We start from the raw sequence: 25,797 nt of genomic DNA, 5'->3' as shown, positions 1-25,797 counted from the left end.
CGCAAATAAAAAATGCCTTCATATCAAGCGATGTGAAGGCATTTTTATTTAATAACGTTACTATTATTTTTATGGCGTTAATGTTGCCTTAAACTCAGGCGCTTTGCGTGCATTAGTCAACTGTTCGAAAGCATAGGCAAGCTTGATTAATTTCGCTTCGCTATAAGCCTCAGCGAAGAAAGAAATACCCAGCGGTAGCTCGTGATGAAAACCCATCGGTACTGTAATGCTTGGATATCCTGCAATCGCGGCAGGAGATGACGAGGAAGCGGAGAAATTATCACCGTTAATGATATCGATACTCCAAGCTGGGGTATTCGTTGGCGCGATAAATGCGTCAAGGCGATGTTCTTGCATTATTTTATCAATGCCTTGTCGACGGGCAAATTCTTTAACCAAAGCTTGGGCTTCTTGATATCGGTGTTCTGTGATATCGCCTTTCTTTGCTGCTTCCTCTATCAAATATTGATCAAAGTACTTAATGGTGGAGGGATGTTGCTGGTTGAATTGGATGAGCTGGTTTAGGTTTTTTACTTTTACTTGCTCTGGTGTCTTGGCAAGGTAAGCATTGAGATCATGCTTAAAGTCATAGAGCAAAATATCCAATTCGGCGGAGCCTAAAGCTTCCAGCTCAGGTAAGTCTAACCCTTCAATTATTTCTGCGCCATTTGCTTTCATGGTCGCAACTGCTTTTGCAAATACCGCTTGAACTGCAGGTGGAAATTGACCTAGATGACTGGTGATAGCAATTCGTTTGCCTTTGAAACTGGCGGTATTTAAGCCTTGGGTAAAGTCAATCGGCTGTTTTGCATTGGTAACAATAGCATTGAGTAATAAGGCGGCGCCCATCACCGATTTTGCCATAGGGCCAGCGCTATCTTGACTATGACTGATAGGAACAATGCCTTCACCAGAAACTAAACCGACAGTCGGTTTAATACCTACAACGCCATTATGTGCTGAAGGACAAACAATAGAGCCGTCAGTTTCCGTACCAATGGCGAGCAGTGCAAGGCCTGCGGAGACGGCAACGGCAGAGCCTGAACTTGAGCCACATGGTGTTCTATCTAACACATACGGGTTCTTGGTTTGGCCCCAAGCGTGCTGTAGCCGCTCGAGCTGAAACTTGATTTAAAGTTTGCCCATTCACTTAAATTGGCTTTGCCAAGGATGATAGCGCCGGCTTGCTCTAACTGGATGATAAGTGGTGCTGCTTGGGTTTTGACGTTGTGTTGCAGGGCGAGCGCGCCTGCGGTTGTTGCCATTGGCGCTCTGGTGTCGATATTATCTTTAACAATAACTGGCAGGCCATGAAGTGGCCCTCGGTATTTTCCCGCGAGTATTTCGGCATCAAGCTTTTTAGCGTCTTGTAAAGCGTTGGGATTGAGTGTGATCACGGCATTGAGCATAGGGCCACTGTCGTCAAGTTGTGCAATCCTTTTTAAATAAAACTCAGTGAGTTGCGTTGCAGATAAAGTTCGATTTTGTATTTTGGTTTGTGCTTCGAGCGTGGTAAGGTCCGCAAGCGATTGACTATAAGCTGGCAATGCAAGCGCAAGACAAGTGGTTAAAGCGAGTAGGGACTTTTTCATGACGTATTTTACCAATCCGCAGTAGTATTATTGTTATTTATTTGTCCTTTATTTAGTCACGAGCCCTGTAAAAGGTCAAGCGAGTAGCCTGAACAAAGCATGATTTAGGCGTTTTTAAAACTTGTATTTTTGCTGCTCGCCACACACACTTAACTTCACGAGATAACAAAAAATATAACCATGATAAAAGCACCAATAGATATAGAAGTAGATATTCCGTGGCTTGATCAAAAGCTATTTTCATTAGGTAAATTTTCATTAGAGGTGGGAGAGGCACTCTCATTTATCGCGGTGATCGTTGCAACTTTGGTGATCTCCAAGATCCTACGACTAGCATTTAATCGTCTCGCGTCAAGACAAGGAGTGATCCAGCATACTTCAGCGTACGTGATTGGCAGGATCATTCACTACATCGTATTATTTATTGGTCTTATTATTGCGCTGACGGCCTTAGGAATAGAGATCACTGAGTTGGCGCTTGTTGCCAGTGCACTCGGCGTTGGGATTGGCTTGGGGCTACAAGGTCTGGTGAATAACTTTGTCTCAGGTCTAGTGTTACTGCTAGAGAAAACCGTCAAAGTTGGGGACTTTGTTGAGCTGACCAACGGGGTGGTTGGGGAAGTGATAGCCATTCACATGCGCTCAACTTGGATCCGTACAAATGACAACGTCGACCTGCTTATTCCTAACTCGGAAATGGTGTCAAATACAATTACCAATTGGACAATGTCGGATAAATATCGTCGTTTCCGTATTCCTTTTTCGGTGGCCTACGGCAGCGACAAAGAGAAGGTGAAGCGTGCCGCATTGGAAGCGGCCAAAAATGTCCAATATACCTTGAATACGCCGGGGCGAGAAGCAACGGTATGGATGACAGGGTTTGGTGATAGTAGCTTGAATTTCACGCTAGGAGTTTGGGTGCAACCTGAGCAGGTAAAGCGACCAACAGCGCTGGTTTCTGATTACCTCTGGGCTATCGATGATGCCTTTCGAAAATATCAAATCGAGATCCCGTTTCCACAGCGCGATCTTCATTTACGCAGTGGCTTTTCTATGGAAAAGCCTGATGAAAACTGAGGGTAGAATAACGGCTAGGGTGCTAGCCGTTATTGAGTTTACTCACTGAATGATTTTAACCACTCGTTGCGGGAATGGAATTTCGATTTCCGCATTTTTAATCGCGGCAAACACCGCTCTATTCACTTCTAATTTAGTTTCGATAAGTGAAGTCGTAGGCACCCAGTAGCGGTAGCTCAATATCACTGCACTGTCGGCAAATTCCTCAATCCCCACCTGAGGCTTAGGGTCTTGACTGACCTTAGCATTATCAGCGAGTACCTGATTGATAAGTGTTAATGCGCCTTGATAATCAGCATCATAGGCTATCCCTATTTCACCTTTAACCAAAGAGTTTGCAAACGAGTTATGGAGAATTTCTCCCACCACATGTTTATTTGGGATTGTGATCTCTACTTTGTCTTCGTTGATGAGCGTGGTATGTCCAAGCTCAATCATTTTAACTTGGCCGTTAACGCCTTTGATGCTGATGGTATCGCCAATCACAAATGGGCGGGTAGCAATGATGGCAAGCCCAGCGCCGTAGTTTGCTAGCATACCTTGCAGCGCAAGACCTGCACCTAGAGACGCAGCCCCGATGGCGGCGACAAACGGTGTGATACTTATGCCAACCTTGCCAAGAGAAATAATCACAAACATGGCGATGATAAGGACTTTTATCACATTGCCAATAAAGTTGGTTAAAGCAGGATCGATATTGTGTTTTAGCATCAAGTTTTCAGTCGCTTTAGACAGCTTTCTTGATAACCACAAACCGAGAAGGAAGATGAATATCGCAGCGAGCAATTGGAAACTGTACGTCACCAGATACTCTCGAATAATGTTGTAATAGTGTTCTATTTGCTCGATTTCTTGATTGATCACAGTCGTATCCCGAGTTATTAAATTAGAGTAGCCAACCAATGATAAAACAAAGGCACCCAAAGTGCAGTTATCATGGCGGTAATTGTCATCGCCGCCGAAGCAAAAGCGCCAGCCATGGGATGATGCTCTATCGCTGCGGCTGTGCCTATTGCATGGCAAGCAACACCAAGCGCAGTGCCTTTCGCTTGCATATGGTCAACTTTACACCAGTGCAAAATATGTAGTCCAAACACGCCACCAAATACACCAATTAGTATCACCATAATCGCTGCAATAGCGGGGATCCCCCCGAGATAATCACTAATGAGTAGGGTGATTGGTGTTGTAACCGACAGAGCTGCCATTGAAGCTGAGAGCTGCGGATCGGCTGCAAAAAATTGACAGATAAGAAAAGCGCTTAACGTAGACAGTGAAACACCCAACCAACTGGTTAAGCACAATGCAAAAAATACCGGTTTAATTTGGTGAAATTGTTTATACAAAGGGTAAGCGAGTGCAACGACCGCTGGTTCTAACAAGTAATGAATTGGTAGCGTTGCTTGTTGATATATCTTGTAGTCGAACTTCGTGAATAGTAGAAATGCCGAAATGGCCAAAATGCAGATCAGCACAGGGTTTAATACCGGTAAGGAGATACGCTGATATAGTTTGCGTGCACTAAAAAATAACAGCACAGTGAGCGCTGACGCCATAATCATATTAATCACGAAACTTTATGCTCTTAACGATAGGGCTTAACAATACAAGACTTATTGTTGGAACACCAACTAGCAATAACAGCAGCATAAGCCAGTGGGATTGAAACAAACTGAGATGCTCTACCAAGCCCACTCCGGCGGGAATAAAAAACAGCGCCATATATTTTAAGATGGGCTCAGCTGCGGGGGCTAACCATTCTACTTTAATGATTTTTGTGGCAAGGAGTATGACAAGAAACACCATGCCAAGTAAGGCGGCTGGGATCTGTAAAGCACTAAGCTGAATTATCCATTTAGCGCTGAAGAGACACGCCAAAATGATGGCAAAGCCTAGTGCAAATCGTAATATCAACTTCGCTCTGTGTACCATTAAATGTAAATCCTCAGCACTGCAATGGCGCTAACATGTATGATGGCTCATTGTACGCTCTCGTATTGCGATGGCCATTATACTTTGGGCAAACAAGCATTAAATCTAACGTTACCACTTCATGCGAGGCAAAAATGGCTTTTTATTCTCATCAGCTACAGAGGCATTCTTCATCGCAATTTTGGTATTTTTAGCGGCGAGCAATTTGATTTGTGACCACGTTTCTATCCATAACAGTTTACGGGCGGGCTGGTTGTAGGCACGATTATACACTTTCTTAATTGCTGCAATGGCATCGGGCGAGCGTGCGGTAAATTGAGTGAGTAACTCTGAGAGTCTTGCATCAACATCATCACAGAGCTCGGTAATGAGACCGTCCTTTAGTGCTTTTTGGGCATCTATTCGCTGTGCATGGATTGTCATCAGCAGTGCCTTATCCTTGTTCATTGTGGCAGGCAAAAGTAAGCTGCCACCCATGTCAGGGCAAAGTCCCCATTTGGCTTCCATAATGGCAAACTGTGCACTGCTGTCGGCTAAACGAATATCCGCGCCTAATGCAATATGACAGCCTCCACCTAAACAATTGCCTGTGATCTTGGCGATGACAGGAACAGGCAAAGTTTGCCAGCCGAGTACGACTCTTTGTACTAAGTTAGCATTGCCAGGTAACCATTTTTTAAGTAGCTTGATGATCCCAGAAGGTTTATTCAGTACGCTTTTTACATCTAGACCAGCACAAAAATGTGCGCCTTCTCCTTGGATCACAACAGCTCTAATTGATTTGCTTTTTCTAATTTTCTTTATCGCATTATCTAAACCAACAAACATTTCAACAGACAGCGCGTTTTGTTTTTCTGGCCGAGATAAGGTCACAAATGCGATGTTGTTCGCTTCGGAAAATGAAATCATGATGAGATGCTCCCTGCGGGTTTTATGCGATAGTTTTAGAGTAATAACTCAAAAGCGACGTAACATTCAACTTTTACTGATAATTTGTTCGCCATTTAGCGTTATTTTCTGTTTGATTATCGCGACTATGTATTTATGTTTTACCTCATTTTGCTATCATTGCGCCAATTTTAAAACAACAGGCTAGCGTCCATGACAGCAAGACTTTGTAGCATAGAAGAAGCCACTCACCAAGCATATGATATCTTCCTTGAGTTGGCCCCTGATAATCTTGAAGAACACGATATCAATATGTTCAACGAACATCGCGAAGATCGTGGTTTCATTGAAGAAAGTGAGCCGGACGAGAGTTGGTCGAGCATAACTGCTTATGAACAAGAAGCAGAACCAGAGCACTTCGTTCAGGTTTTGGTCGGTATCGAGTTTGATGACTCAGATCAGGTGTACGCAAAGATCCTAATTAGCAGAGATTTAGATGCGCCGTTTTGTCATATCATTTGGAAGCAATAACCGGAAAGTAGTTGTCAGTGCCGTTTTTTAGAACTTTCGCTTTATTTGCAATTGGCTTGGTTTCGCTACCAAGCTTAGCTACGGATCCATTCGAAGATTTTCACGAATATGGCAAAATGCCCGATGACGAAATTCATCAAAAGCATAAGGGCGAAATGCTGTACGGTGACGTTGAATTTGGCTTTATCGTTAATAAAGGTAATACGCAAAACACGTCATTTAAGTTAAAAAGTAATCTTTACCAAGATTTCCCCAAGTGGCGTAATCAATTCAAATTCAATGGCCTTTATCGCCGCGAGCACAATACAGAAACGGATGTTGAGGATGTCTCTGCGTCGCGCTACTTTGGCTCTGCGCAAGGTAACTACAAACTAGGGGACGATAACGCCTCGTTCTTTATGTACGGCGACTATGAGCGTGACAGGTTTAATGGCAAGGAATACACCACAACATTTGCGCTAGGTTATGGCAATCGTGTGTATGAGGGACGAAAGAACACGGTAGATATCGACATCGGTCCCGGTATGTCTATCTCTCGTGTGGACAACGAAATCGAGCTTGAGCCGGAAGAAGATAGAACCGAGCAAGGCCAGCTTTTGCGTATGGCATTGCAGTGGGAAAGAAACGTTTCAAAGCGTACCCGCTTTAATCAAGACGTCAGTTTTGAGCAATCGCTGTCAGGTTTAAACTCCCGATTGTTTGCTGAGTCTGCGCTAGTCACACAAGTGATTGGTGGTATTGCGCTGAAGTTTGCGTTTATTTACCGTTATAATTCGCAGCCAGAAAATGAAAAAGAAAAGGTAGACACCGAACTTGGTGCTACATTAGTTTACAGCTTTGATTAAGAAGACTATCGATGTATAAAAATACACAGTTTGCATGGGTTATATGGCTGTTTCTAGCCTTTATCGCCAGTTTTACCATATTGGCAATTTTCCTAACAGGTAGCAATCTTGCCTTTGTTAGCTTTTTGGTGATCCTCGCGCTTGTTGCGTTTATTTTTTATGGCTTAACCATTCAAGTGAACCAAGAAAAACAGACGTTAAGCTGGTGGTTTGGACCGTCGGTCGCCAAAATGACCTTAAAGTTTGACGATATCGATTATGTTCAGCCTGTGACTAATTCTCTACGTCATGGTATTGGCATGCGGATCAGCACAGACGGTTGGGTATACACAGTTGCTGGATTCAAGGCGCTCGAAGTGGTGATGAAGGACGGTACTAAATATCGCTTAGGTACAAATGACCAAGCCAACTTGGTTACTGCAATGGAAAGTAAACTTAAACAAGAAAAAAGCGCTGAATGATCAGCGCTTTCTATTAGTAACTCGACTAATCTTAGTGGTCGTGACCACAACCGCCTTCGCCATGAACATGGCCGTGGGCAACTTCTTCAGCTGTAGCTTCACGTACTTCAAGCACTTCAACGTCAAAGTTCAGCGTGATCCCAGAAAGCGGGTGGTTCGCGTCAACAATGACTTCTTCGTCTTCGATACCAATGATCACAACGATTTGGTCGCCCTCGTCGGTGGTAGCTCTAAATTGCATACCCACTTCGATTTCCATGTCTTCAAACATTGATTTAGGAACGGCTTGAGTCAGTTCGTCAAAGCGTTCACCATAGCCTTCTTGTGGCTCGATGGTCACACTGAAAGTGTCACCAGCTTGTTTGCCTTGTAGGGCATCATCAAGACCTGGGATCAGATAGCCTGAGCCAAGCATCGCTATCACAGGCTCATCATCAAATGTGCTATCAATCGTGTTGTTGTCTTTGTCTTGAACTGAGTAGTGGATTGTCACTACCGAGTTAGGGCCAATAATCATATAAGATCCCGTTAGTTGTCTTCTAAAGAATAAGGTAGAGGTTGAATAGTAAGACTCACCTCTGGTGAATTTTTTGCTCTTAGCACCGCGTCTTGTGGTGTGTCATTTGGCATCACAGCCAGCGCATAATAACGGCCGCTGCTTGCATCAAAGGTTTGTTGAATAACCTTGCCACCACGACGCCAGTTGTCTTCAATCTGCAGCTCAATGTCTGCCTCTTCGATGCGCTCTGCTGTATTGCCTGTCACTATGTACATGGCACGTTTGTTTTTACCAAGATAGCGCATACGAGCTACGGTTTCTTGACCAGTATAGCAACCTTTCTTAAAGCTGATCCCGTTAAGGGCTTGAAGGTTAACCATTTGTGGTACAAATTCGTCCACGTGATCTGCATCAAGACTTGGCTCTCCTGCTAAAATGCTGGCCGCAATAAACGCTGCTGGATTGCTTTGTTGCTCCACGTCCGCGGGTAAACTTGCGCCTTCGAACGCGATGAAAACAAAGCGCTCGTCTGCGAGTTTTAGCAGCTTGCCGTTGGCAACATCCACAGCACTTGCGTCAGACGAAAGCTCAACGCCAAAGGCAGTAGCAAGCGCTTTACTGTCCTGAGTCATTAAGCCAAAGACTTCGCAGTCAGCAAAATCAATGTCAACTTTGGCAAAAACGCCGTACTTTTTTAGCTCACGAAGTGATGCTTCAGCTTCGGCTACACCAGCAAGCATTAAGTAGTCGTCTTGATAGCGAGTTAAGCGCGACACAGACCAAAGCTTGCCTTTAGGGCTACAATGCCCAGACCACATAAAATTATCTTCTTTGATAAGGTTAATGTCTTGAGTAACCTGACCGTGCAAATAGCTAAGTTTATCTTGTCCTGAAATGCGAATAACCTTGAACGGAAGCGCATAAGCACGAGCAATTGACATAATATTGATCCCTATTAAAGTGTTTTCGTAATGTTACCGTAAAATCATAAGTGGAGATAGGGACGGACGATTTCAATGTGCCATTTCTATAAGTTTTATGGCATATGTTCTGCACAGTGGGTATAATTTTCTCAATAGTTTATGAGGGGTTAATCAGTTTATGGTTGAGTTACTGCCTAAAGCTCGAGTTAAATGGGCTTGCCGTCGTGGCATGTTAGAGCTGGACGTTATTTTGGAGCCGTTTGTTGAGCAGGCTTATGACGCGCTATCCGACGAAGGTAAGTACGTGTTTCAGCGTCTAGTTACCTGTGAGGATCCAGATTTATTCGCTTGGTTTATGGGTCATGAAGAATGTCCAGATCCAGAGCTAAAACGCATGGTTAAGTTAATCCTTGATCGGATCCGCGTATAGAATCGACTTTCAACACAATCTTCAGAACCACGCCTTCTTTGTGGTTCTTTTTTCTTGCCTCGCTTTTATCCTTTTTCTGCTATTTCCTACGCTGTGGTGGTTAGTGGCAATCGTGTTTGCCGTAACGGGTTATTGCAGTTGGCAAACTGTTCTATCTCGTACGCCAAAGGCGGGTACTATACTCATGCTCCCAAAAGAAAACTTTGTTGAAATACAGTCGCAAACGATAAATTGCAAAGGGCAGCTTATTGGTGCGACCATATGGTTTGATAGTCAAATAGCGCTAACAATCATGGATGCGAACCAAGCTAAGCAGCAGATATTTTTGACTCGACAGGCAATACCAGAAGCGGACTGGCGTTTACTCTGTCGCACTGCGCTGCAAGCCAATTAGAAACAGCGACCAGAGCATGGCGATAAAAATCAGCACATGCTCTACATGCAAATATTATTATTTTGTCGGTGACAAAACGGTCGGTGTGGAGTTTTCAGCCATGTCTGGGAAGTCAATGGTATAGTGCAGTCCACGACTTTCTTTACGTTCTAACGCGCTGCGAATAATCAGTTCAGCTACTTGTACTAAGTTACGTAATTCAAGCAGGTTGTTACTCACTCTGAAGTTGGCGTAATAATCATGGATCTCTTGCTGTAATAACTCAACGCGGCGTAGCGCACGTTCTAACCGTTTAGTTGAGCGAACAATGCCAACATAATCCCACATAAACAATCTAAGTTCGTGCCAGTTGTGGGTAATCACTACTTCTTCGTCCGAGTCGCTGACACGGCTTTCGTCCCAATCTGGTAACTTAGATGGCTCAGGACGATTATCGATTTTAGCTAAAATATCTTTTGCGGCAGCGTGGGCAAACACAATGCATTCTAACAACGAGTTACTCGCCATGCGGTTTGCGCCGTGTAGACCTGTGTAAGCCACTTCGCCGATTGCATATAAATTGTCGATGTCAGTACGACCGTTAAAGTCAGTCATAACACCACCGCAAGTATAATGCGCCGCTGGCACTACGGGGATTGGCTCTTTGGTGATATCTAAACCAACACTTAAGCACTTAGCATAAATCGTAGGGAAGTGCTCTATGATGAACTCTTTGTCTTTATGTGAGATATCAAGATAGACGCAATTTGCGCCCAATCGTTTCATCTCATAATCAATGGCACGGGCGACCACATCGCGAGGGGCGAGTTCTTCGCGCTCATCGAAGTCAGGCATAAAACGTGTGCCGTCAGGACGTTTAAGCAGCGCGCCTTCACCGCGCATGGCTTCGGTAATTAAAAAGTTTTGTAGCTCAGGGTGGTATAAGCTGGTTGGATGAAATTGGTTAAACTCCATGTTGGCCACACGACAACCCGCACGCCACGCCATTGCGATGCCGTCACCCGAAGAAACATCTGGATTTGAGGTATACAAGTAAACTTTACTTGCGCCACCCGTCGCTAAAGCGACAAACTTAGCCGAGATGCTCTCAACTCTATCCGCTTTGCGATTATAGACGTAAACGCCTTTGATATCGCTTGAGTCGCCATGTTTATCTTTGATGAGATCGATGGCGTTGTATTGCTCAAGTATATTAATTTTTGGGTGTAACTGCACTTGGCTAATTAATGTGGTTTGAACGGCTTTACCCGTTGCATCAGCTGCGTGCAATATACGACGATGTGAATGCCCACCTTCGCGGGTTAAATGAAAGCGCTCTTTCCCTTTGCTATCCACTTCCATATCAAATGGTACGCCTTGTTCAATCAGCCACTTCAAGCAATTTTTTGCATTTGATGCGGTGTAGTGCACCGCATCGCGGTCACACAAACCAGCGCCTGCCGCAAGTGTGTCTTCGACATGTGATTCAATACTGTCATTTTTCTTATCGAATACTGCGGCAATGCCACCTTGAGCATAAAGTGTGGAGCCTTCTTTTAACGCCCCTTTGCTTATCACGGTAACCTTACAGTGGTTTGCCAAAGAAAGCGCAAGAGAGAGTCCAGCAGCGCCACTACCAATAATGACTACATCAGTATTGTGGTGAGTCGTATTTTTCATATTCGAAGATCTTTACTGTTTTTGCGTTTAATTCTGCTATTTATACCACATCTGCTATCATAGAAGGCAGAGAGTTTGTTCCGTTTAATGAGAATCATTTAGAACATTTTGTGTGACTGCTAATGGAATAATGCGAAAAAGCAGCCAAGAACTAGTACGCAAAGATGGATGAATTCGTTTATTTTAAAAAAAAATACAAAAAAACAGAACTTTTTATTCAGTACTAAGTCAGAGTAGCTGTGAATGATGGCAACTAGATACGATTTAGAAAAGCAAAAAGAGGAGTACCGGCTCGAATGAGCGAGCAGGATTTAGATCTAGATATAGTTAAACGCGTTCAACAGGGAGATAAAAACGCATTCAACCTGTTAGTTGCCAAGTATCAAAATAAAGTCGCAGCGCTAATTTCTCGTTATGTAGCGAATCAAGGCGATGTGGCAGATGTGGCACAGGAAACGTTCATTAAAGCTTATCGAGCGTTGCCTAACTTTAGGGGCGAGAGCGCATTTTATACTTGGTTGTATAGAATCGCGGTTAACTGTTCAAAAAATTATTTGGTGGCGCTTGGTCGAAAGCCGCCAGCAAACGACGTAGATGCGGAAGAAGCTGAGTTTTATGATGGTGCAGACCAATTAAGATCGAACGCTTCACCGGAAAATCTATTGTTAAGCGACGAAGTGAAAGCAGTGATTTTCAAAACTATCGAGCGCTTGCCTGACGATTTAAAAACCGCAATTACTTTGCGTGAAATCGAAGGCATGAGCTACGAGGAAATAGCTGTCATTATGGATTGTCCGGTTGGTACAGTTCGTTCGAGAATTTTTCGCGCAAGGGAAGCGATAGATAACAATTTGAACCCATTAATAGGTGAGTCTTAATATGGCACAAGCTGAAAAACAAGTGACAGAAGATTTAACGACATCGCAAATTTTTGACGGTGATCTGTCACTCAACGCTGAAACTGATGTTCGTTTAGACGAACAAAAGTTTGCTCGGTATGCCTTGATTGGTGATGTAATGCGTAGTCAAAAGCAAGACACACCTTGCATTGATATCACCAGCAGCTTTGCAGCGGCACTTGAACAAGAGCAAACGTATAGTGAGCCGGCCGTTGAGCAAGTGAAAGAAACGACGCCGAAGAGCAATGTGATTGAGCTAAGTGCATGGCGTAAGCCGTTTGCACAAGTGGCTATCGCGGCAAGTGTGTCATTGTTTGCTGTGCTTGGAGTTAATACGCTAAGCACTGACACGACTTTACCTGCGGGCGATGCGTTACAGTTGCAATCTACTCCTTTTGCTGGAGGCGTTTCTCCTGTGAGCTTATCAACTGAGCCTGCGCTTGAATCAGCGGCTAAAGGCATTAGAGAGTTACAGCAACAACGCATTGGTGCATTGGTGCTAGAGCATCAAAGGCAGTCTCGCATGGCATATGCGCTGCAGCAATCTGGTGAAAACAACACAGCTGAAAAGCAAGAGGAAAAAGAGCAATAAATGAGAGCACTGTTAGTTGTAGTAAGTGTATTTTTCTCTAGTTGGCTGTGGGCAAATGAAAGCGTATCAGCCAAACAACTGCTAAAAGACATGGCAGAAGCGGTGCATCATAGAAACTTTGATGCATCGTTTGTCGTGGTGAAAGGAAAATCTATGGAGCCTTACCGTTGGCTTCATGGTAACCAAGATGGGACTGAATTTGAGCTTTTAAGTTTGCTCAATGGTGCTGGACTTGAAATGATCCGCATTGGTGACAAAGTGACTTATTTTGAACCAAAGTCTGAGCCTTACACCATCCAAACAGATTCGATAGCAGGCCCTATTCCCGAAGTTTTATTCAAAAATATCGACAGCCTCAAAGAAAGTTATGATTTTGTCTTAGGTGGTAAAGGTCGGATTGTTGACAGACCTGCTCAGCTTGTCAGATTAGAAGCAAAGGACGACGCTAAATACAACTATTGGTTGTGGATCGATACCGAGTCATCTCTGTTGCTAAAATCCGCTTATGTAAACCAACAAGGCGAGTTGTTAGAACAGCTTCAGCTTACCCATATCAGCGTGACTGAAACCCCAGCTGAGCAATTGTTAGAACTTTCCCAAAAGCAGTTTCCTGAAGCCGTATCTGGATTGTTGAAGACACTTGAGAATGGCACGAAAAACAATTGGCAAATTGGTTGGTTACCTCAGGGCTTTGAGCTGCTAAAATCTGACAGACATAAGTTAGATTTAAACAATGAGCTGGCAGACTACTACTTGTTTTCCGACGGCCTTGTCGATATTTCGGTATTTGTACAACGTCCTTTACCGGGCCAGCGCCCAAGTGGAGCGCTTTCGTCAGGTGCGACAACGGTGTACGTACACAACACAGGTGCCTTTGACGTATCCGTAGTTGGAAATATTCCAGCAATGACCGCAAAAGCAATCGCTGAGTCTGTGAAAAGACCTTTATGATAGAACAAACTCTGACAGTTGCCGCCATAAAAGGCGCAACTGTCTACTTAGAAGCACAGCCAAAACCCGCTTGTGAAGGCTGTAACGGCAAATGCGGCTCCCAAGTATTTGCCAAACTCTTTGGCACCCACAAAAAACAATTCCCTGTAGATTTGACGGAATCTGTCGAAATTGGCCAAAAAATTAAGTTGGCATTAGACGACACTAATGTGGTGAAACATGCGTTTTATGTTTACATGATGCCATTGCTTTTTGCTTTTGCCGGCATGTTTATCGCAGCTCTCGTACTTGGTCTTAATGAACCTTTGCAGATACTTATTGCATTTACGAGTGCTGCACTCGGTTTATTTTTCGCCAGAGTCCAAGGGGATAAACTCAAACATCAGGTAAAAGTGATAAAAATTTACCCAATTAGCCTACCAATAACGCAAATAGATGGTGATTGTACTAAATAAAATGTAAAATCGAGGCCTTAATCTCTATTTGTGACTAACAGAAGTATTGAATCCAGTATATGAAGCATATCCGTAACTTTTCTATTATTGCCCACATTGACCATGGAAAATCGACGCTATCAGACCGCTTAATCCAAGTTTGTGGAGGTTTAACAGACCGCGAAATGCAGCAGCAGGTACTGGATTCGATGGACATCGAACGTGAGCGCGGTATTACCATCAAAGCACAGAGTGTAACGCTTAACTATCAAGCAAAAGATGGCGAAACCTACCAGCTAAACTTTATCGATACACCGGGACACGTTGACTTCACTTATGAAGTTTCGCGCTCTCTAGCCGCTTGTGAAGGTGCGTTATTGGTTGTTGATGCGGGTCAAGGTGTAGAAGCACAAACACTAGCGAACTGTTACACTGCACTTGAGATGGACTTGGAAGTTATTCCGGTTCTGAACAAAATTGACTTACCACAGGCTGATCCACTTCGCGTTGCCGAAGAAATTGAAGATATCGTTGGTATTGAAGCATTAGAAGCGGTTCGTTGTAGTGCGAAAACGGGGATCGGCATTGATGAAGTGCTCGAAGTGATCGTACGTGATATTCCGCCACCAGAAGGTGAGCCAAATGCGCCACTACAGGCACTGATTATCGATTCATGGTTTGACCCGTACCAAGGCGTAGTGTCATTGGTACGTATTAAAAACGGTGAATTAAGAGCGGGCGAGAAGATCAAGATCATGTCTACAGAGCAAGCTCACCAAGTAGATAAGGTTGGTATCTTTACACCGAAGCAGACTAATACCGGGGTGTTGAGAACGGGTGAAGTAGGTTTTGTTATCGCAGGTATCAAAGACATCCATGGAGCACCAGTTGGTGATACCATTACCATGGCTCGTGATTCTGCAACAGACCGTTTGCCTGGTTTCCAAAAGGTGAAGCCTCAGGTATACGCGGGAATGTTCCCAATTTCATCTGATGACTACGAAAACTTCCGCGATGCGCTTAATAAATTGAGCCTCAACGATGCATCACTATTCTTCGAGCCTGAGAACTCAACAGCACTAGGTTTTGGTTTCCGTTGTGGCTTCCTTGGTATGCTCCACATGGAGATCATTCAAGAGCGCCTTGAACGTGAATACGACATGGATCTGATCACCACAGCTCCAACGGTAATCTATGAAGTAGAAACTAAGCACGGTGTGGTGAAAATCGATAACCCATCGGATTTACCACCGGTAAACGACATTATTGAAATTCGTGAACCAATCGTTGAAGCAAATATTCTCGTTCCGCAAGAATATTTAGGAAACGTGATCACGCTGTGTGTTGAAAAGCGTGGTATGCAGACCAAGATGACCTATCACGGTAAGCAAGTTGCGTTAACCTATGAATTGCCGATGTCGGAAGTGGTGATGGATTTCTTTGATAAGTTGAAGTCTACCAGCCGTGGTTTTGCATCACTAGATTACAACTTCAAGCGTTTTGAAGCATCAGACATGGTGCGTGTGGATATTCTGATCAATGGTGACCGCGTTGATGCGCTTGCAATAATTGTTCACCGCGATGGTTCACAAACGCGTGGCCGTCAGTTAGCTGAAGCGCTGAGAGAATTGATCCCTCGCCAAATGTTTGATATTGCTATTCAAGCTGCAATTGGTAATCACGTTATTGCGCGCAGTACAGTTAAACAGTTACGTAAAAACGTAATCGCGAAATGTTATGGTGGTGACGTGAGCCGTAAGAAAAAGCTACTGCAAAAGCAAAAAGAAGGTAAGAAGCGTATGAAGCAACTTGGTAATGTTGAAGTGCCACAAGACGCATTCTTAGCAATATTGAAAGTAGGTAAGTAACAGGAAATACAAATGGCAGGTTATTTTTCAATTTTATTGGTGCTACTCACGGTCGGTTCAGGCCTTATTTGGTTGATCGATCATTTGGTGTATGCACCAAAAAGACAAGCTAGGCTTGCTATTGCGCAAGGTGCGTCTGACACTCAGTTGGATGCCGACATCATTGCGGAAATCGCACCTGAACCTGCCATTGTTGAAAACGCGAAATCAATTTTTCCTATGATTGCCGCAATCACGATTTTCCGGTCGTTTATTTTTGAACCGTTTCAAATTCCATCAGGCTCAATGATGCCAACCTTATTGGATGGCGATTTTATTCTAGTGGAAAAATATGCTTATGGGATTAAAGACCCCGTGTGGCGTAGCAAAATTGTTGAAACGGGTACCCCTGAGCGCGGTGATATTGCGGTGTTCAAGTTTCCGCTAGACGAGCGTATTGATTTCATCAAACGTATTGTTGGTTTACCGGGCGACCACATTGTTTATCGCAATCGTCAGCTTTACATTAAACCTAAGTGTGAAGACGGGCAGAGCGAAGCAAACGGGTTGACGTGTGGCGAATATAACAAGATTGATGTAGACATTGTAAATCGTGACGAGTTTACGCAAGGTCCAATGCAGTTAGTGCGTCTAACCGAGCATTTGCCAAACGTAGAACATGATATTTTAATTAATCCTGAAGTGTTAGAGTTAACAGATCGCTACTATCAACAACCAGGTACTCGCCGCGATGAGTGGGTAGTACCAGAGGGAAGTTATTTTGCGATGGGTGATAACCGTAATAACAGCCAAGATAGTCGTATGTGGGGTTTTGTACCTGATGAAAACTTGGTTGGAAGAGCGGTATTTATTTGGTTAAGTTTTGATTTTGATAATGGCCCAGACAGCATTTTGCCAGGGTGGGTTCCAACTGGTGTTCGTTTTGAACGCCTAGGTAGTATTCAGTAAAAATGAAAAGAAACGTAGAAGAACTTTATAATAAAATAGGGTACAACTTCTCTGATAAGGCGCTGCTTGAGCAGGCTTTGACGCATCGCAGTCACAAAGGCCAGCACAACGAGCGTCTCGAATTTTTGGGCGACTCTATTTTAAGCTTTGTGATTGCAAATGCTTTGTATCACAAGTTTCCAAAAGCGCGTGAAGGTGATTTAAGCCGCATGCGTTCAACGTTAGTGCGTGGTCAAACGCTGGCCGAATTCGGTGTGGAATTCGCGCTGGGTGATTATCTGCGCCTAGGACCAGGTGAGCTGAAGAGCGGCGGGTTTCGCCGTGAGTCGACGCTCGCAGATGCAGTAGAAGCCATAATTGGTGCCGTTTTCTTAGACTCTGACATCGACGTGTGTAGAGATTTGGTACTAAGTTGGTACGAATCACGCTTAACTGCGATTTCACCTGGTCATAACCAAAAAGACCCGAAGACGCTGCTGCAGGAGTATCTACAAGCTCGAAAATTACCTTTACCGGGCTACACTGTAATAGATACCAAAGGGCAAGCTCACAACCAAACATTCACGGTCGAATGTATAGTGGAAGGGATGGAAAGTATAATTTCAGTAGGCAGCTCGCGACGTAAAGCTGAGCAAAAAGCTGCCGAAAAAGCGCTTAAGATATTAAAGAATGACGCTTGATACACATTGCGGCATGATTGCCATTGTCGGTAGACCTAACGTAGGTAAATCGACACTATTAAATAAATTGGTTGAGCAAAAGGTAAGTATTACCTCGCGTAAACCACAAACCACTCGTCACCGCATCATGGGGATCCATACAGAGGGTAACTATCAGGCGGTGTACGTTGATACGCCAGGACTTCATATTGAAGAAAAGCGTGCAATTAACCGCTTAATGAACCGAGCAGCATCAAGCTCAATCGGCGATGTTGAACTGGTTATTTTTGTCGTAGAAGGGACGCATTGGACGCCTGATGACGAAATGGTACTGGCTAAAGTTAAAGACAGCGGTCGTCCTATCTTGGTGGTGATGAATAAAACCGATCAGGTAAAAGATAAAGACTTGTTGATGCCACATATTCAGTGGTTGAGTGAACAGGGTGATTTTATCGGGATCGTACCTATCTCTGCGAAGCAAGGTAAGAACGTTGATATGATCAGAGAAGAAGTGCACAAGCGTTTACCTGCATGTGAATTCTATTTCCCTGAAGATTACGTTACCGATCGCTCAATGCGTTTTATGGCGGCAGAGATCGTGCGTGAAAAGCTGATGCGCTTTATGGGCGATGAGCTACCGTACTCGGTGACGGTTGAGATCGAACAGTTTAAGTGGCAAGACAACGGCGTTTGGCAGATAAACGCGTTGATCCTTGTTGAGCGCGAATCGCAAAAACGCATGGTGATCGGCAACAAAGGCGAAAAGCTCAAAGTGATCGGTCGCGAAGCGCGTAAAGATCTTGAAAATATGCTAGACAACAAAGTCTATCTCGAATGCTGGGTTAAAGTGAAATCTGGCTGGGCAGACGACGAACGTGCTCTTCGTAGCTTAGGGTACGGAGAAGACTGATTGGATAGCGACTTTCGACAGGCCTATCTGTTACATCGCAGACCTTACAGCGATTCTCAGGTACTGCTTGACGTGCTGGTCGAAGGCGTTGGACAACTCAAAATGCTTGCCCGAGTAAAGGGCAAGCAATCCCTCAAACATAATGCTCAGTTGCGGCCATTTTCATTACTTTTACTGCAATATGCAGGCAAATACGACTTTAAATATGTAAACCGTTTTGAGCCCACAGACAACCAAATCCAACTCGTTGGGCGGCAGTTATATTGTGGCTTGTATCTCAATGAGCTAACACAACGCGTGGTACCCACCAACGAACCGCTAGAGCAGATCTTTGCGCTCTATCAACTACATTTAATGCGTTTGGCCCAAGATGAAGATGTGGAACCTATCTTACGCAGTTTTGAGTTGCAATTGTTGGGTGAATTGGGTTTCGGGGTGGAACTGGAGTTTGACGCTGAAGGTAATCCAGTGCGGCCAAAAGCCGCGTATAAGTACGTATCTGAGTACGGTTTTATTGCAGTCGGTCGTGAACCTGATACGATACCGGGCAGTATGTTATTGGCCATTGCCAATCAAGATTTCCAAGACCTTGCCGTGAGAAAGGCGGCTAAGCTATTAACACGAAAATTAATGGCACCGCTGGTTGGTAAGCAAGGGCTGAAAAGTAGAGAACTATTTATTTCAAAGAAATAATACCAATTTAATCAAAAGTATAAATCGGTAAATTGGTATCGCGGTAATAAGTGGGTAATCCACTTGCTACGTCATATTATCAAGGGATAAACGATGAAAGATATTTTACTTGGCGTCAACGTAGACCATATTGCAACGCTTCGTCAGGCGCGTGGCACTAGCTATCCTGATCCAGCACATGCAGCTGCAGTAGCTGAGCACGCAGGTGCCGACGGCATTACTATTCACTTACGCGAAGACCGTCGCCATATTCAAGATCGCGATGTTTACGTGATGGCAAAAACCCTCCAAACACGTATGAATCTAGAAATCGCAGTAACTGACGAAATGCTCGACATCGCTTGCGAAGTTAAACCTGAATATGTTTGCCTAGTGCCAGAAAAGCGCGAAGAATTAACCACGGAAGGTGGCTTAGACGTTGCGGGTAATCTAGATAGGATCACAGCGGCAACTCAGCGTCTAGCTGATGCAGGTATCAAAGTAAGCTTGTTCATCGACGCGGATAAAAAGCAGCTAGATGCTGCAAAGCAAACCGGTGCGCCTTACATTGAGATCCACACCGGTGCTTATGCTGATGCTGAGAACGACACCGAAATGACCGCTGAGCTTGAACGCATTCGTGAAGGCGTTCAGTATGCTCATGGCCTAGGTCTTATTGTCAACGCTGGCCATGGTTTGCATTACCATAACGTTAAACCGATTGCACAAATGCCAGAAATCTACGAACTGAACATTGGTCATGCCATTGTTGCTCGAGCGGCAATCGATGGACTGGAAAAGGCAGTACGAGATATGAAGCGTTTGATGTTAGAGGCGAGACAAGCATAACGCTTAGTGGTAAAGGATACGAAAGGGCTGTGCAGCCCTTTCTTTTTGCCTTGTAATCAGGCTAATACAATTGGTATCAAAATGAAAAAAATGGTGTTGGTCTTTGCAAGTTGTGCCCTTGCACCACAACTTAGCGAAGCGACAGAGAACAACGAATTTGAAATCATCACTACTACGGCATCTAGATTGGCTGAGACGGCAGGAGAGCGCCCTGTAAGCCTCTCTTCGCTCACAGAAGCTCAATTAGATGACATAGGTGTCACACATATCGAAAAGGCGTTGAGGCTCGTTGCTGGCGCAAATATACAGCATGGTAATGGTCAAGAGTATCTGCCTGCATTGCGTTCACAAGTGCTCTCTGGTGCAGGCGCATGTGGCGGCATTTTAATGGCTGAAGATGGTATTGCACTCAGAGCCGCAGGCTTTTGTAATATTAATGAACTCTTTGAATCGCATTTTGAAGCCGCTGAGCGTATAGAAGTGCTAAAAGGACCAAACAGCGTATTGTATGGCTCCAATGCGGTGCATGGAGTGGTTAATGTGATCACTTCAAACAGCATTCAAAAGACACCTAGGGTAGCATTAGATGTCGGCTCCTATGGTTATAGCCGAGCTCGGATGCAAGCTGGTGATAAAGCCCTTGGCTTGGGCGCTGCGTTAACCCTCACAAAAGATACGGGTTATCGTGACGACGAAAGCGTCGAGCAACAAAAGTTGAGCATCAAACACCAATATGAAGGTGAGAAGTTTGGTGTCGTATCTGGAATGACATACACCCACTTAGATCAGCAAACTGCAGGTTATGTAACAGGAGTGGACAGCTATAAAAATAAGCAATTGGCAAAGCAAAACGAAAACCCTGAAGCATTTAGAAAGGCAGAGTCATTTAGAGCTTGGACAGAAATAACGGGGCACTTTGATGAAAGCAACGCCGTTCTGATAAAACCTTATGTCCGCTGGCAAGAGATGGAATTTGTTAAGCATTTCTTGCCGGGTAAGCCGTTTGAAGAAAATGGTCAAACTGGTGTGGGGCTGCAAACGCTTATACACACTGAATTAAGTGACTCAATACAACTAGATTGGGGAATGGATGCGGAATATACCCAAGGCGAAATGTTGCAGTATCAGCCTACGCCGACTGAAGGCTCTGCATTTTTACGCTCAACTATTCCCACAGGAAAACACTACGACTATGAAGTAGATGCAAGGCAACTCGCGCCTTTTGCAAATCTCAGTTGGCGACAGGGTAACTGGTTAGTTGAACTGGGCGGTCGTTTTGAGTCAATGAAGTACGATTATCGCAACTTTTTACCTAATGGGCGCACCAAAGAAGATGGTTCGGAGTGTGCAATGGGCGGGTGTCGTTATAGTCGCCCAGCCAGTGGTAAAGATAGCTTTGCTCATTTTTCACCAAAATTTGGTTTAAGCTACGCGTTTACTGAACTGCATATTGCCTATGCTAACGTGTCCAAAGGCTATCGCGCACCACAAACTGCTGAGCTTTACCAATTGCAGCGAGCGCAGGTAAAAGCATCACTAGAGGAAGAAAAGGCGGACAATATCGAGCTTGGCCTAAAAGGGAGTGCAGATAGTCTTGGCTATCAGGTCGCGATTTATGACATGGAAAAAGAAAATTTGATCTTCCGAGATAGTGACTTTTTCTATATCAACGATGGTCGCTCAAGACACCGAGGTGTGGAGTTGGAGCTGAGTTATTCATTCACAGCACATTGGCAACTAGATCTCGCCGCAACGCGTGCTAAGCATACCTATGAACAAGATAATATTCTTGGTGGCATCAATATTAACGGCAACGATCTAGATTCAGCACCAAGGAACGTCATTAACGCCCAATTACACTGGCAAGCACTGGATAACCTCAGTTGGTCTTTAGCTTGGCATCATGTAGGAGAGTATTTTACTGACCCCGAAAATCTTCATCGTTATTCTGGTCACGATTTACTGAGTTTACGAGGAAAGTGGCAGGTAAATCCGCATTTGGCGTTGACAGTGAGAGTGAAAAATCTAACCGACGAACATTATGCTGAACGTGCCGATTACACTTCATTTAGTGGTGAAAGGTACTTTCCTGGAAGACCAAGAAACATTCTAGTGTCACTGGACTACCGCTGGTAATACATGAAAAAGGGAGCAGAAAGCTCCCTTTGTGAAACTATCGTGATATTTAGTCGTCTAGCGAGCGAAGTAGTGCATTGATCCCAACTTTTTCGCGGGTTTGCTGATCTACTCTTTTCACAATAATTGCTGCATACAGGCTATGAGAGCCATCTTTGCTTGGTAGTGAACCTGGTACTACCACCGCACCGGCTGGTACGCGACCATAATGGGTTTCGCCTGTTTCACGGTCGTAAATACGAGTACTTTGTGAAATATAGACACCCATGGAGATAACCGCACCTTCTTCAACAATCACACCTTCTACGATTTCAGAACGTGCGCCGATGAAACAGTTATCTTCAATAATCGTTGGATTGGCTTGTAATGGCTCTAATACGCCACCAATGCCCACACCGCCAGATAGGTGTACGTTTTTACCGATCTGTGCACACGAGCCCACGGTTGCCCAAGTGTCTACCATAGTGCCTTCGTCGACGTAAGCACCAATATTAACGTAAGACGGCATAAGGACCACGTTCTTACCGACAAAGCTGCCCTGACGCGCTACCGCGTTTGGTACTACGCGCATACCCCCTTGTTGGAACTGCTCTGGCGTGTAGTCTGAGAATTTTAATGGTACTTTGTCGTAAAACTGGTTAACGCCATCGCTCATTGGTTGGTTGTCACGAATTCTAAAAGACAGGAGTACCGCCTTTTTCAACCATTGATGTACAACCCACTCACCACTAATTTTTTCAGCAACACGCGCTGCACCTGAATCTAGCATTTCCAATGCATTGACAATTGCTTGTTTTACTTCGTCTGATACCGCTGTTGGGGTAATGGTATCGCGGTTTTCCCACGCGGTTTCAATAGTCGTTTTTAAATCAGACATAAATTCCTCGTTAATCTGTTTCTGCATTTAATTTTTTGAGTAGGGCGCGATGAAGCTCAGCTTTTTGTACTTCATCCAGTGCCTTGTAATCTTTGTTTGAGACGACGAAAAAGTCTTCTGCGCGTTCGCCGACGGTTGTAATGCGCGCGGCATGAATATGTAGTGAATAGGCCTGAAATACCTCAGCAATTTTAGTCAGTAACCCCGGAATATCAATGGCCTGAATTTCAATTAGGCTGCGATCGTCGCGTGCATGCGGGCGCAGTATAATTTTAGGTTTGATATTAAAGTCTTTAAACTTCTGTGAGCGGTTTTTCTTAACCCGGATCTTTCTTTTTGGATCTTTCAGTAAAGTTTCCAAGCCTTTTCTGATCCCAGCTGCACGGCCAGTACTGAGTGGGTCGCCATTCACTTCTAAGATAACAAAACTAAAGACAACATAGCCATCTTTTGTGGTCATGACCTGAGCATGCTGGATCTGTGCTTTTTTAGAACCAATTACACTGACCAATTTGGCGAATAACGCAGATTCATAAGGACTGTATACGAATACTTGCGTCCCGCCATGCATGGGCTTGTCAGAGACGATCACGCTTGGCTGACTTAAATCATCAGACTGTAATAAGTGCTCAGTATGCCAAGAGATCTGCTGTTCACTAAAGGCAGTAAAATAATTGGCCTTAAAGCGTGACCAAATAAGGTCAATGTACTCTTCGAAGTAGCCCAAATTAATCAGCCGTTGCTTGGCTTGGCGCTTCTTATCACGGATCTGATCGCGCATATCCATTGGGTTTTCAAGGCCCAAGCGCAATGCCCGTTGAGTATGTAGATATAGCTCGCGTAAGAGGGTGTTTTTCCAGTCGTTCCAAAGGTTGTCGTTGGTGGCACGAATGTCGGCAACCGTTAAGCAATAGAGATAATCTAGCTGACGTTCGTTTTTCACTTTTTGTGCAAATTCAGCAATAACATCGGGGTCATTAATATCTTTACGCTGGGCTGTGACAGACATCAGTAGGTGATTTTGCACCAGCCAAGCTACTAATTTAGCGTCGGATGCGGTAAAGCCGTGCATTTTGGTAAATGCCATGGCGTCAACGGCGCCAAGCTCGGAATGGTCGCCACCTCGGCCTTTGGCAATATCGTGAAAGATCCCCGCTAAGTAAAGTAGCTCGGGCTTGTCCATGCGGGCAACAATTTCAGAACAAATCGGGAATTCACTAATATGCTCTTTATCGAAATAGCGGTAGATGTTATTGATGAGCTTATGGGTATGCTCATCCACTGTGTAGGCGTGAAACAGATCGAACTGCATTTGACCAAAAATATTACGCCACTGCGGTAAATAGGCGGCGATGATCCCGTGTTTATGCATCAGAGTAAACGCTCGCCCCATGCCATTAGGGTGTTTCAATAACCTTAGAAAAGCGTCACGACAGCCTGCGTAATCTTGCAAATCGCCTAATAAACGGCGTCTGACTTGGCGCATAGTACGTATGGTACTTGGGTCAATCTGATTGATTTTAGGGTTGTCTGCAATATGTTCAAAGAGGACAAACAAATTCTCTCGACGGAAAAAGACCGAGGGGTTCTTAACGCGAATTTTATTGCCAATACGCTCAAAGTTTCTGTCGAGTGGCACGGCTTCTTGTTCCAACTGCTCAGGAAGAATACTTTGTTCGAAATAGGAGAGCAGCATCTGGTTCATTTCGCGCACTCGGCTCATGATCCTAAATAAGCGTTTCATCATACGCTCAACTGAAGCTTTACCTTCAGAGCCGAAACCGAGGAGCTCTGCGGCATGTGGTTGATGGTCAAACAGTAAGCGGTTCTCACTGCGACCAGCGGCCAAATGTAGTGCAAAGCGAATGTTCCACAGGTTTTCGATGCACTCTAACAGCTCTTGATATTCTTCATGGGTCAAATAACCGTGATTGATTAACTCTTCCAAAGTTTCAGCGCGGAAGTGCTTTTTAGCGACCCAAAAAATGGTTTGCAGGTCGCGCAGGCCACCGGGGTTTTCTTTAATATTAGGCTCAAGGTTATAGGCGGTACCATGGCATTTTTTATGGCGAATATTCTGCTCATTGACCTTAGCGATAAAAAAGTCACTAGATTGCCAAATTGGGGTTTCAACGATATGCCGTTTGAGGTGTTCATATTCAATATGGTTACCACAAATGAGGCGGCTTTCCAGCAGGCTAGTGGCAAAATGAACGTCATTTTGTTTTTGTTCTAGGACTTGTTCATGGGTTCTTACGCTATGACCGATATCTAGACCTAAATCCCATAGATAAGTGACAAAACGCTCTAAACTGCTGGTCACTTTTTCACAGGGAACGGATTTGGTCAGCACCAAAAAATCGATATCAGAGAACGGGTGTAACTCACCACGGCCGTAACCACCAATGGCGATTAACGACAAGTCTGGTTGATGCGCCAGTCCAGTTTCATTAAACAGTTTAATCAACAATCGGTCGATAAATTCAGCGCGAGAGTTAATTAGATTTCTAACGGGTTGCTTGGCAAATTGATTGCTTAACCATTTGTAGAAAAAAGCAAGACAATCACGGTAATCGGTAAGTTCTTGTGCTTCATCAAGAAGCGTCTTCACTTTGTTCGGTAATGCCACTTAGGATCCTGTGTCATGCGCGCAAAAACAGTAGAGTCCTGTTTTACACTAAATAAATAAGAATTGCGAGTGACGGGGAGGTGAAGGGTCAAGGATTGGGCAACTAGCATCGCGTGTAACTGATATCTAAACACAAGGGGGT

General features: G+C 44.4%; 28 protein-coding genes. 17 read left to right on the top strand and 11 right to left on the bottom strand.

The annotated features are described in order from the left end of the window. Positions 1 to 69: 69 nt before the first annotated feature. Complete coding sequence (locus NO992_RS19020) at positions 70 to 1,074, bottom strand: amidase family protein (protein ID WP_371379866.1); 1,005 nt, start codon at positions 1,072 to 1,074, stop codon at positions 70 to 72. Beyond that, positions 1,068 to 1,592: an amidase family protein gene (locus NO992_RS19015; protein WP_371379864.1), complete on the bottom strand. Its 525-nt coding sequence runs from the start codon at positions 1,590 to 1,592 to the stop codon at positions 1,068 to 1,070. The genes NO992_RS19020 and NO992_RS19015 overlap by 7 nt, the downstream gene beginning before the upstream one ends. A 180-nt stretch (positions 1,593 to 1,772) precedes the next feature. Between NO992_RS19015 and NO992_RS19010 the strand changes: the two genes are divergently transcribed. After that, a complete protein-coding gene (locus tag NO992_RS19010) occupies positions 1,773 to 2,669 on the top strand; it encodes a mechanosensitive ion channel family protein (RefSeq protein ID WP_010606748.1) in 897 nt (298 codons plus the stop codon). Positions 2,670 to 2,711: 42 nt separating this feature from the next. Here the strand turns inward: NO992_RS19010 and NO992_RS19005 are convergent, their stop codons facing one another. The 4 genes from NO992_RS19005 to NO992_RS18990 form a co-directional block, all read right to left on the bottom strand. Then, positions 2,712 to 3,533, bottom strand: coding sequence for a mechanosensitive ion channel family protein (locus NO992_RS19005; protein ID WP_130126045.1), 822 nt, complete (start codon positions 3,531 to 3,533; stop codon positions 2,712 to 2,714). Positions 3,534 to 3,550: 17 nt separating this feature from the next. Further along, entirely contained in the window at positions 3,551 to 4,231 is a 681-nt protein-coding gene (locus tag NO992_RS19000) for an LrgB family protein (protein ID WP_248694142.1), read from the bottom strand. Position 4,232: 1 nt separating this feature from the next. Then, positions 4,233 to 4,601, bottom strand: coding sequence for a CidA/LrgA family protein (locus NO992_RS18995; protein ID WP_010371242.1), 369 nt, complete (start codon positions 4,599 to 4,601; stop codon positions 4,233 to 4,235). Positions 4,602 to 4,712: 111 nt separating this feature from the next. Next, positions 4,713 to 5,510, bottom strand: a complete 798-nt coding sequence (locus tag NO992_RS18990) for a crotonase/enoyl-CoA hydratase family protein (protein WP_371379861.1) — start codon at positions 5,508 to 5,510, stop codon at positions 4,713 to 4,715. Positions 5,511 to 5,702: 192 nt separating this feature from the next. Between NO992_RS18990 and NO992_RS18985 the strand changes: the two genes are divergently transcribed. From NO992_RS18985 to NO992_RS18975, 3 genes are read left to right on the top strand one after another with little or no spacing between them, the layout of a single operon-like run. Continuing rightward, positions 5,703 to 6,020: a DUF440 family protein gene (locus NO992_RS18985; RefSeq protein WP_010371248.1), complete on the top strand. Its 318-nt coding sequence runs from the start codon at positions 5,703 to 5,705 to the stop codon at positions 6,018 to 6,020. A 17-nt stretch (positions 6,021 to 6,037) separates the two neighbouring features. After that, complete coding sequence (locus tag NO992_RS18980) at positions 6,038 to 6,865, top strand: YdiY family protein (RefSeq protein ID WP_010371252.1); 828 nt, start codon at positions 6,038 to 6,040, stop codon at positions 6,863 to 6,865. A gap of 11 nt (positions 6,866 to 6,876) precedes the next feature. After that, a complete protein-coding gene (locus NO992_RS18975) occupies positions 6,877 to 7,326 on the top strand; it encodes a hypothetical protein (RefSeq protein WP_371379859.1) in 450 nt (149 codons plus the stop codon). A 31-nt stretch (positions 7,327 to 7,357) separates the two neighbouring features. Here the strand turns inward: NO992_RS18975 and NO992_RS18970 are convergent, their stop codons facing one another. Together NO992_RS18970 and ygfZ are read right to left on the bottom strand one after the other, a co-directional pair. Then, positions 7,358 to 7,843, bottom strand: a complete 486-nt coding sequence (locus NO992_RS18970) for a peptidylprolyl isomerase (RefSeq protein ID WP_010371256.1) — start codon at positions 7,841 to 7,843, stop codon at positions 7,358 to 7,360. An 11-nt stretch (positions 7,844 to 7,854) separates the two neighbouring features. Next, positions 7,855 to 8,766: a tRNA-modifying protein YgfZ gene (ygfZ, locus tag NO992_RS18965; RefSeq protein WP_371379857.1), complete on the bottom strand. Its 912-nt coding sequence runs from the start codon at positions 8,764 to 8,766 to the stop codon at positions 7,855 to 7,857. Between the two features lie 160 nt (positions 8,767 to 8,926). Between ygfZ and NO992_RS18960 the strand changes: the two genes are divergently transcribed. After that, positions 8,927 to 9,178: a succinate dehydrogenase assembly factor 2 gene (locus tag NO992_RS18960; RefSeq protein WP_010371260.1), complete on the top strand. Its 252-nt coding sequence runs from the start codon at positions 8,927 to 8,929 to the stop codon at positions 9,176 to 9,178. Continuing rightward, positions 9,159 to 9,572 (top strand): protein YgfX, encoded by a 414-nt coding sequence (locus NO992_RS18955; protein WP_371379854.1) that lies wholly within the window; start codon positions 9,159 to 9,161, stop codon positions 9,570 to 9,572. The genes NO992_RS18960 and NO992_RS18955 overlap by 20 nt, the downstream gene beginning before the upstream one ends. A gap of 57 nt (positions 9,573 to 9,629) precedes the next feature. On the opposite strand, the gene nadB is transcribed toward NO992_RS18955, so the two are convergent. After that, positions 9,630 to 11,231, bottom strand: coding sequence for an L-aspartate oxidase (gene nadB / locus NO992_RS18950; protein WP_010371264.1), 1,602 nt, complete (start codon positions 11,229 to 11,231; stop codon positions 9,630 to 9,632). A 296-nt stretch (positions 11,232 to 11,527) separates the two neighbouring features. Between nadB and rpoE the strand changes: the two genes are divergently transcribed. The 11 genes from rpoE (at position 11,528) to NO992_RS18895 (ending at position 22,149) form a co-directional block, all read left to right on the top strand. Beyond that, on the top strand, positions 11,528 to 12,109 hold the full coding sequence (rpoE, locus tag NO992_RS18945; protein ID WP_010371267.1) for an RNA polymerase sigma factor RpoE: 582 nt from the start codon (positions 11,528 to 11,530) through the stop codon (positions 12,107 to 12,109). Position 12,110: 1 nt separating this feature from the next. Beyond that, positions 12,111 to 12,722, top strand: a complete 612-nt coding sequence (locus tag NO992_RS18940) for a sigma-E factor negative regulatory protein (RefSeq protein WP_010371270.1) — start codon at positions 12,111 to 12,113, stop codon at positions 12,720 to 12,722. Beyond that, positions 12,723 to 13,673: a MucB/RseB C-terminal domain-containing protein gene (locus NO992_RS18935; RefSeq protein WP_010371273.1), complete on the top strand. Its 951-nt coding sequence runs from the start codon at positions 12,723 to 12,725 to the stop codon at positions 13,671 to 13,673. It abuts the gene before it with no gap. Then, positions 13,670 to 14,128, top strand: a complete 459-nt coding sequence (locus tag NO992_RS18930; RefSeq protein WP_010371278.1) for a SoxR reducing system RseC family protein — start codon at positions 13,670 to 13,672, stop codon at positions 14,126 to 14,128. Before NO992_RS18935 ends, NO992_RS18930 begins: the two co-directional genes overlap by 4 nt. 59 nt (positions 14,129 to 14,187) lie before the next feature. Beyond that, positions 14,188 to 15,975, top strand: a complete 1,788-nt coding sequence (gene lepA / locus NO992_RS18925; protein ID WP_017216097.1) for a translation elongation factor 4 — start codon at positions 14,188 to 14,190, stop codon at positions 15,973 to 15,975. 12 nt (positions 15,976 to 15,987) lie between these two features. Next, complete coding sequence (gene lepB / locus NO992_RS18920) at positions 15,988 to 16,923, top strand: signal peptidase I (RefSeq protein WP_010371286.1); 936 nt, start codon at positions 15,988 to 15,990, stop codon at positions 16,921 to 16,923. A 2-nt stretch (positions 16,924 to 16,925) separates the two neighbouring features. Continuing rightward, entirely contained in the window at positions 16,926 to 17,603 is a 678-nt protein-coding gene (gene rnc, locus NO992_RS18915; protein ID WP_010371291.1) for a ribonuclease III, read from the top strand. Next, entirely contained in the window at positions 17,593 to 18,492 is a 900-nt protein-coding gene (gene era / locus NO992_RS18910; protein WP_010371295.1) for a GTPase Era, read from the top strand. The genes rnc and era overlap by 11 nt, the downstream gene beginning before the upstream one ends. Next, positions 18,493 to 19,185, top strand: a complete 693-nt coding sequence (gene recO, locus NO992_RS18905; RefSeq protein ID WP_010371297.1) for a DNA repair protein RecO — start codon at positions 18,493 to 18,495, stop codon at positions 19,183 to 19,185. It abuts the gene before it with no gap. A gap of 93 nt (positions 19,186 to 19,278) precedes the next feature. After that, the gene (gene pdxJ, locus NO992_RS18900; protein WP_371379849.1) at positions 19,279 to 20,013 is read left to right on the top strand and encodes a pyridoxine 5'-phosphate synthase; all 735 of its coding nucleotides are present in this window, start codon (positions 19,279 to 19,281) and stop codon (positions 20,011 to 20,013) included. An 81-nt stretch (positions 20,014 to 20,094) separates the two neighbouring features. Continuing rightward, positions 20,095 to 22,149: a TonB-dependent receptor gene (locus tag NO992_RS18895; RefSeq protein ID WP_371379847.1), complete on the top strand. Its 2,055-nt coding sequence runs from the start codon at positions 20,095 to 20,097 to the stop codon at positions 22,147 to 22,149. A 49-nt stretch (positions 22,150 to 22,198) separates the two neighbouring features. Here NO992_RS18895 and dapD read toward each other — a convergent pair whose 3' ends face one another. Both dapD and glnD read right to left on the bottom strand, forming a co-directional pair. Continuing rightward, entirely contained in the window at positions 22,199 to 23,026 is an 828-nt protein-coding gene (gene dapD / locus NO992_RS18890; protein WP_010371306.1) for a 2,3,4,5-tetrahydropyridine-2,6-dicarboxylate N-succinyltransferase, read from the bottom strand. 10 nt (positions 23,027 to 23,036) lie between these two features. Further along, positions 23,037 to 25,655 carry a [protein-PII] uridylyltransferase gene (gene glnD / locus NO992_RS18885; RefSeq protein WP_010371310.1) on the bottom strand — a complete coding sequence of 873 codons (2,619 nt, stop codon included), beginning with the start codon at positions 25,653 to 25,655 and terminating at the stop codon, positions 23,037 to 23,039. Positions 25,656 to 25,797 lie beyond the last annotated feature (142 nt).

Origin of the sequence: Pseudoalteromonas sp. DY56-GL79, assembly GCF_041414765.1 — a bacterium.
GTDB lineage: Bacteria > Pseudomonadota > Gammaproteobacteria > Enterobacterales > Alteromonadaceae > Pseudoalteromonas > Pseudoalteromonas piscicida.
This window is presented reverse-complemented; position numbering and strand designations above follow the sequence as displayed.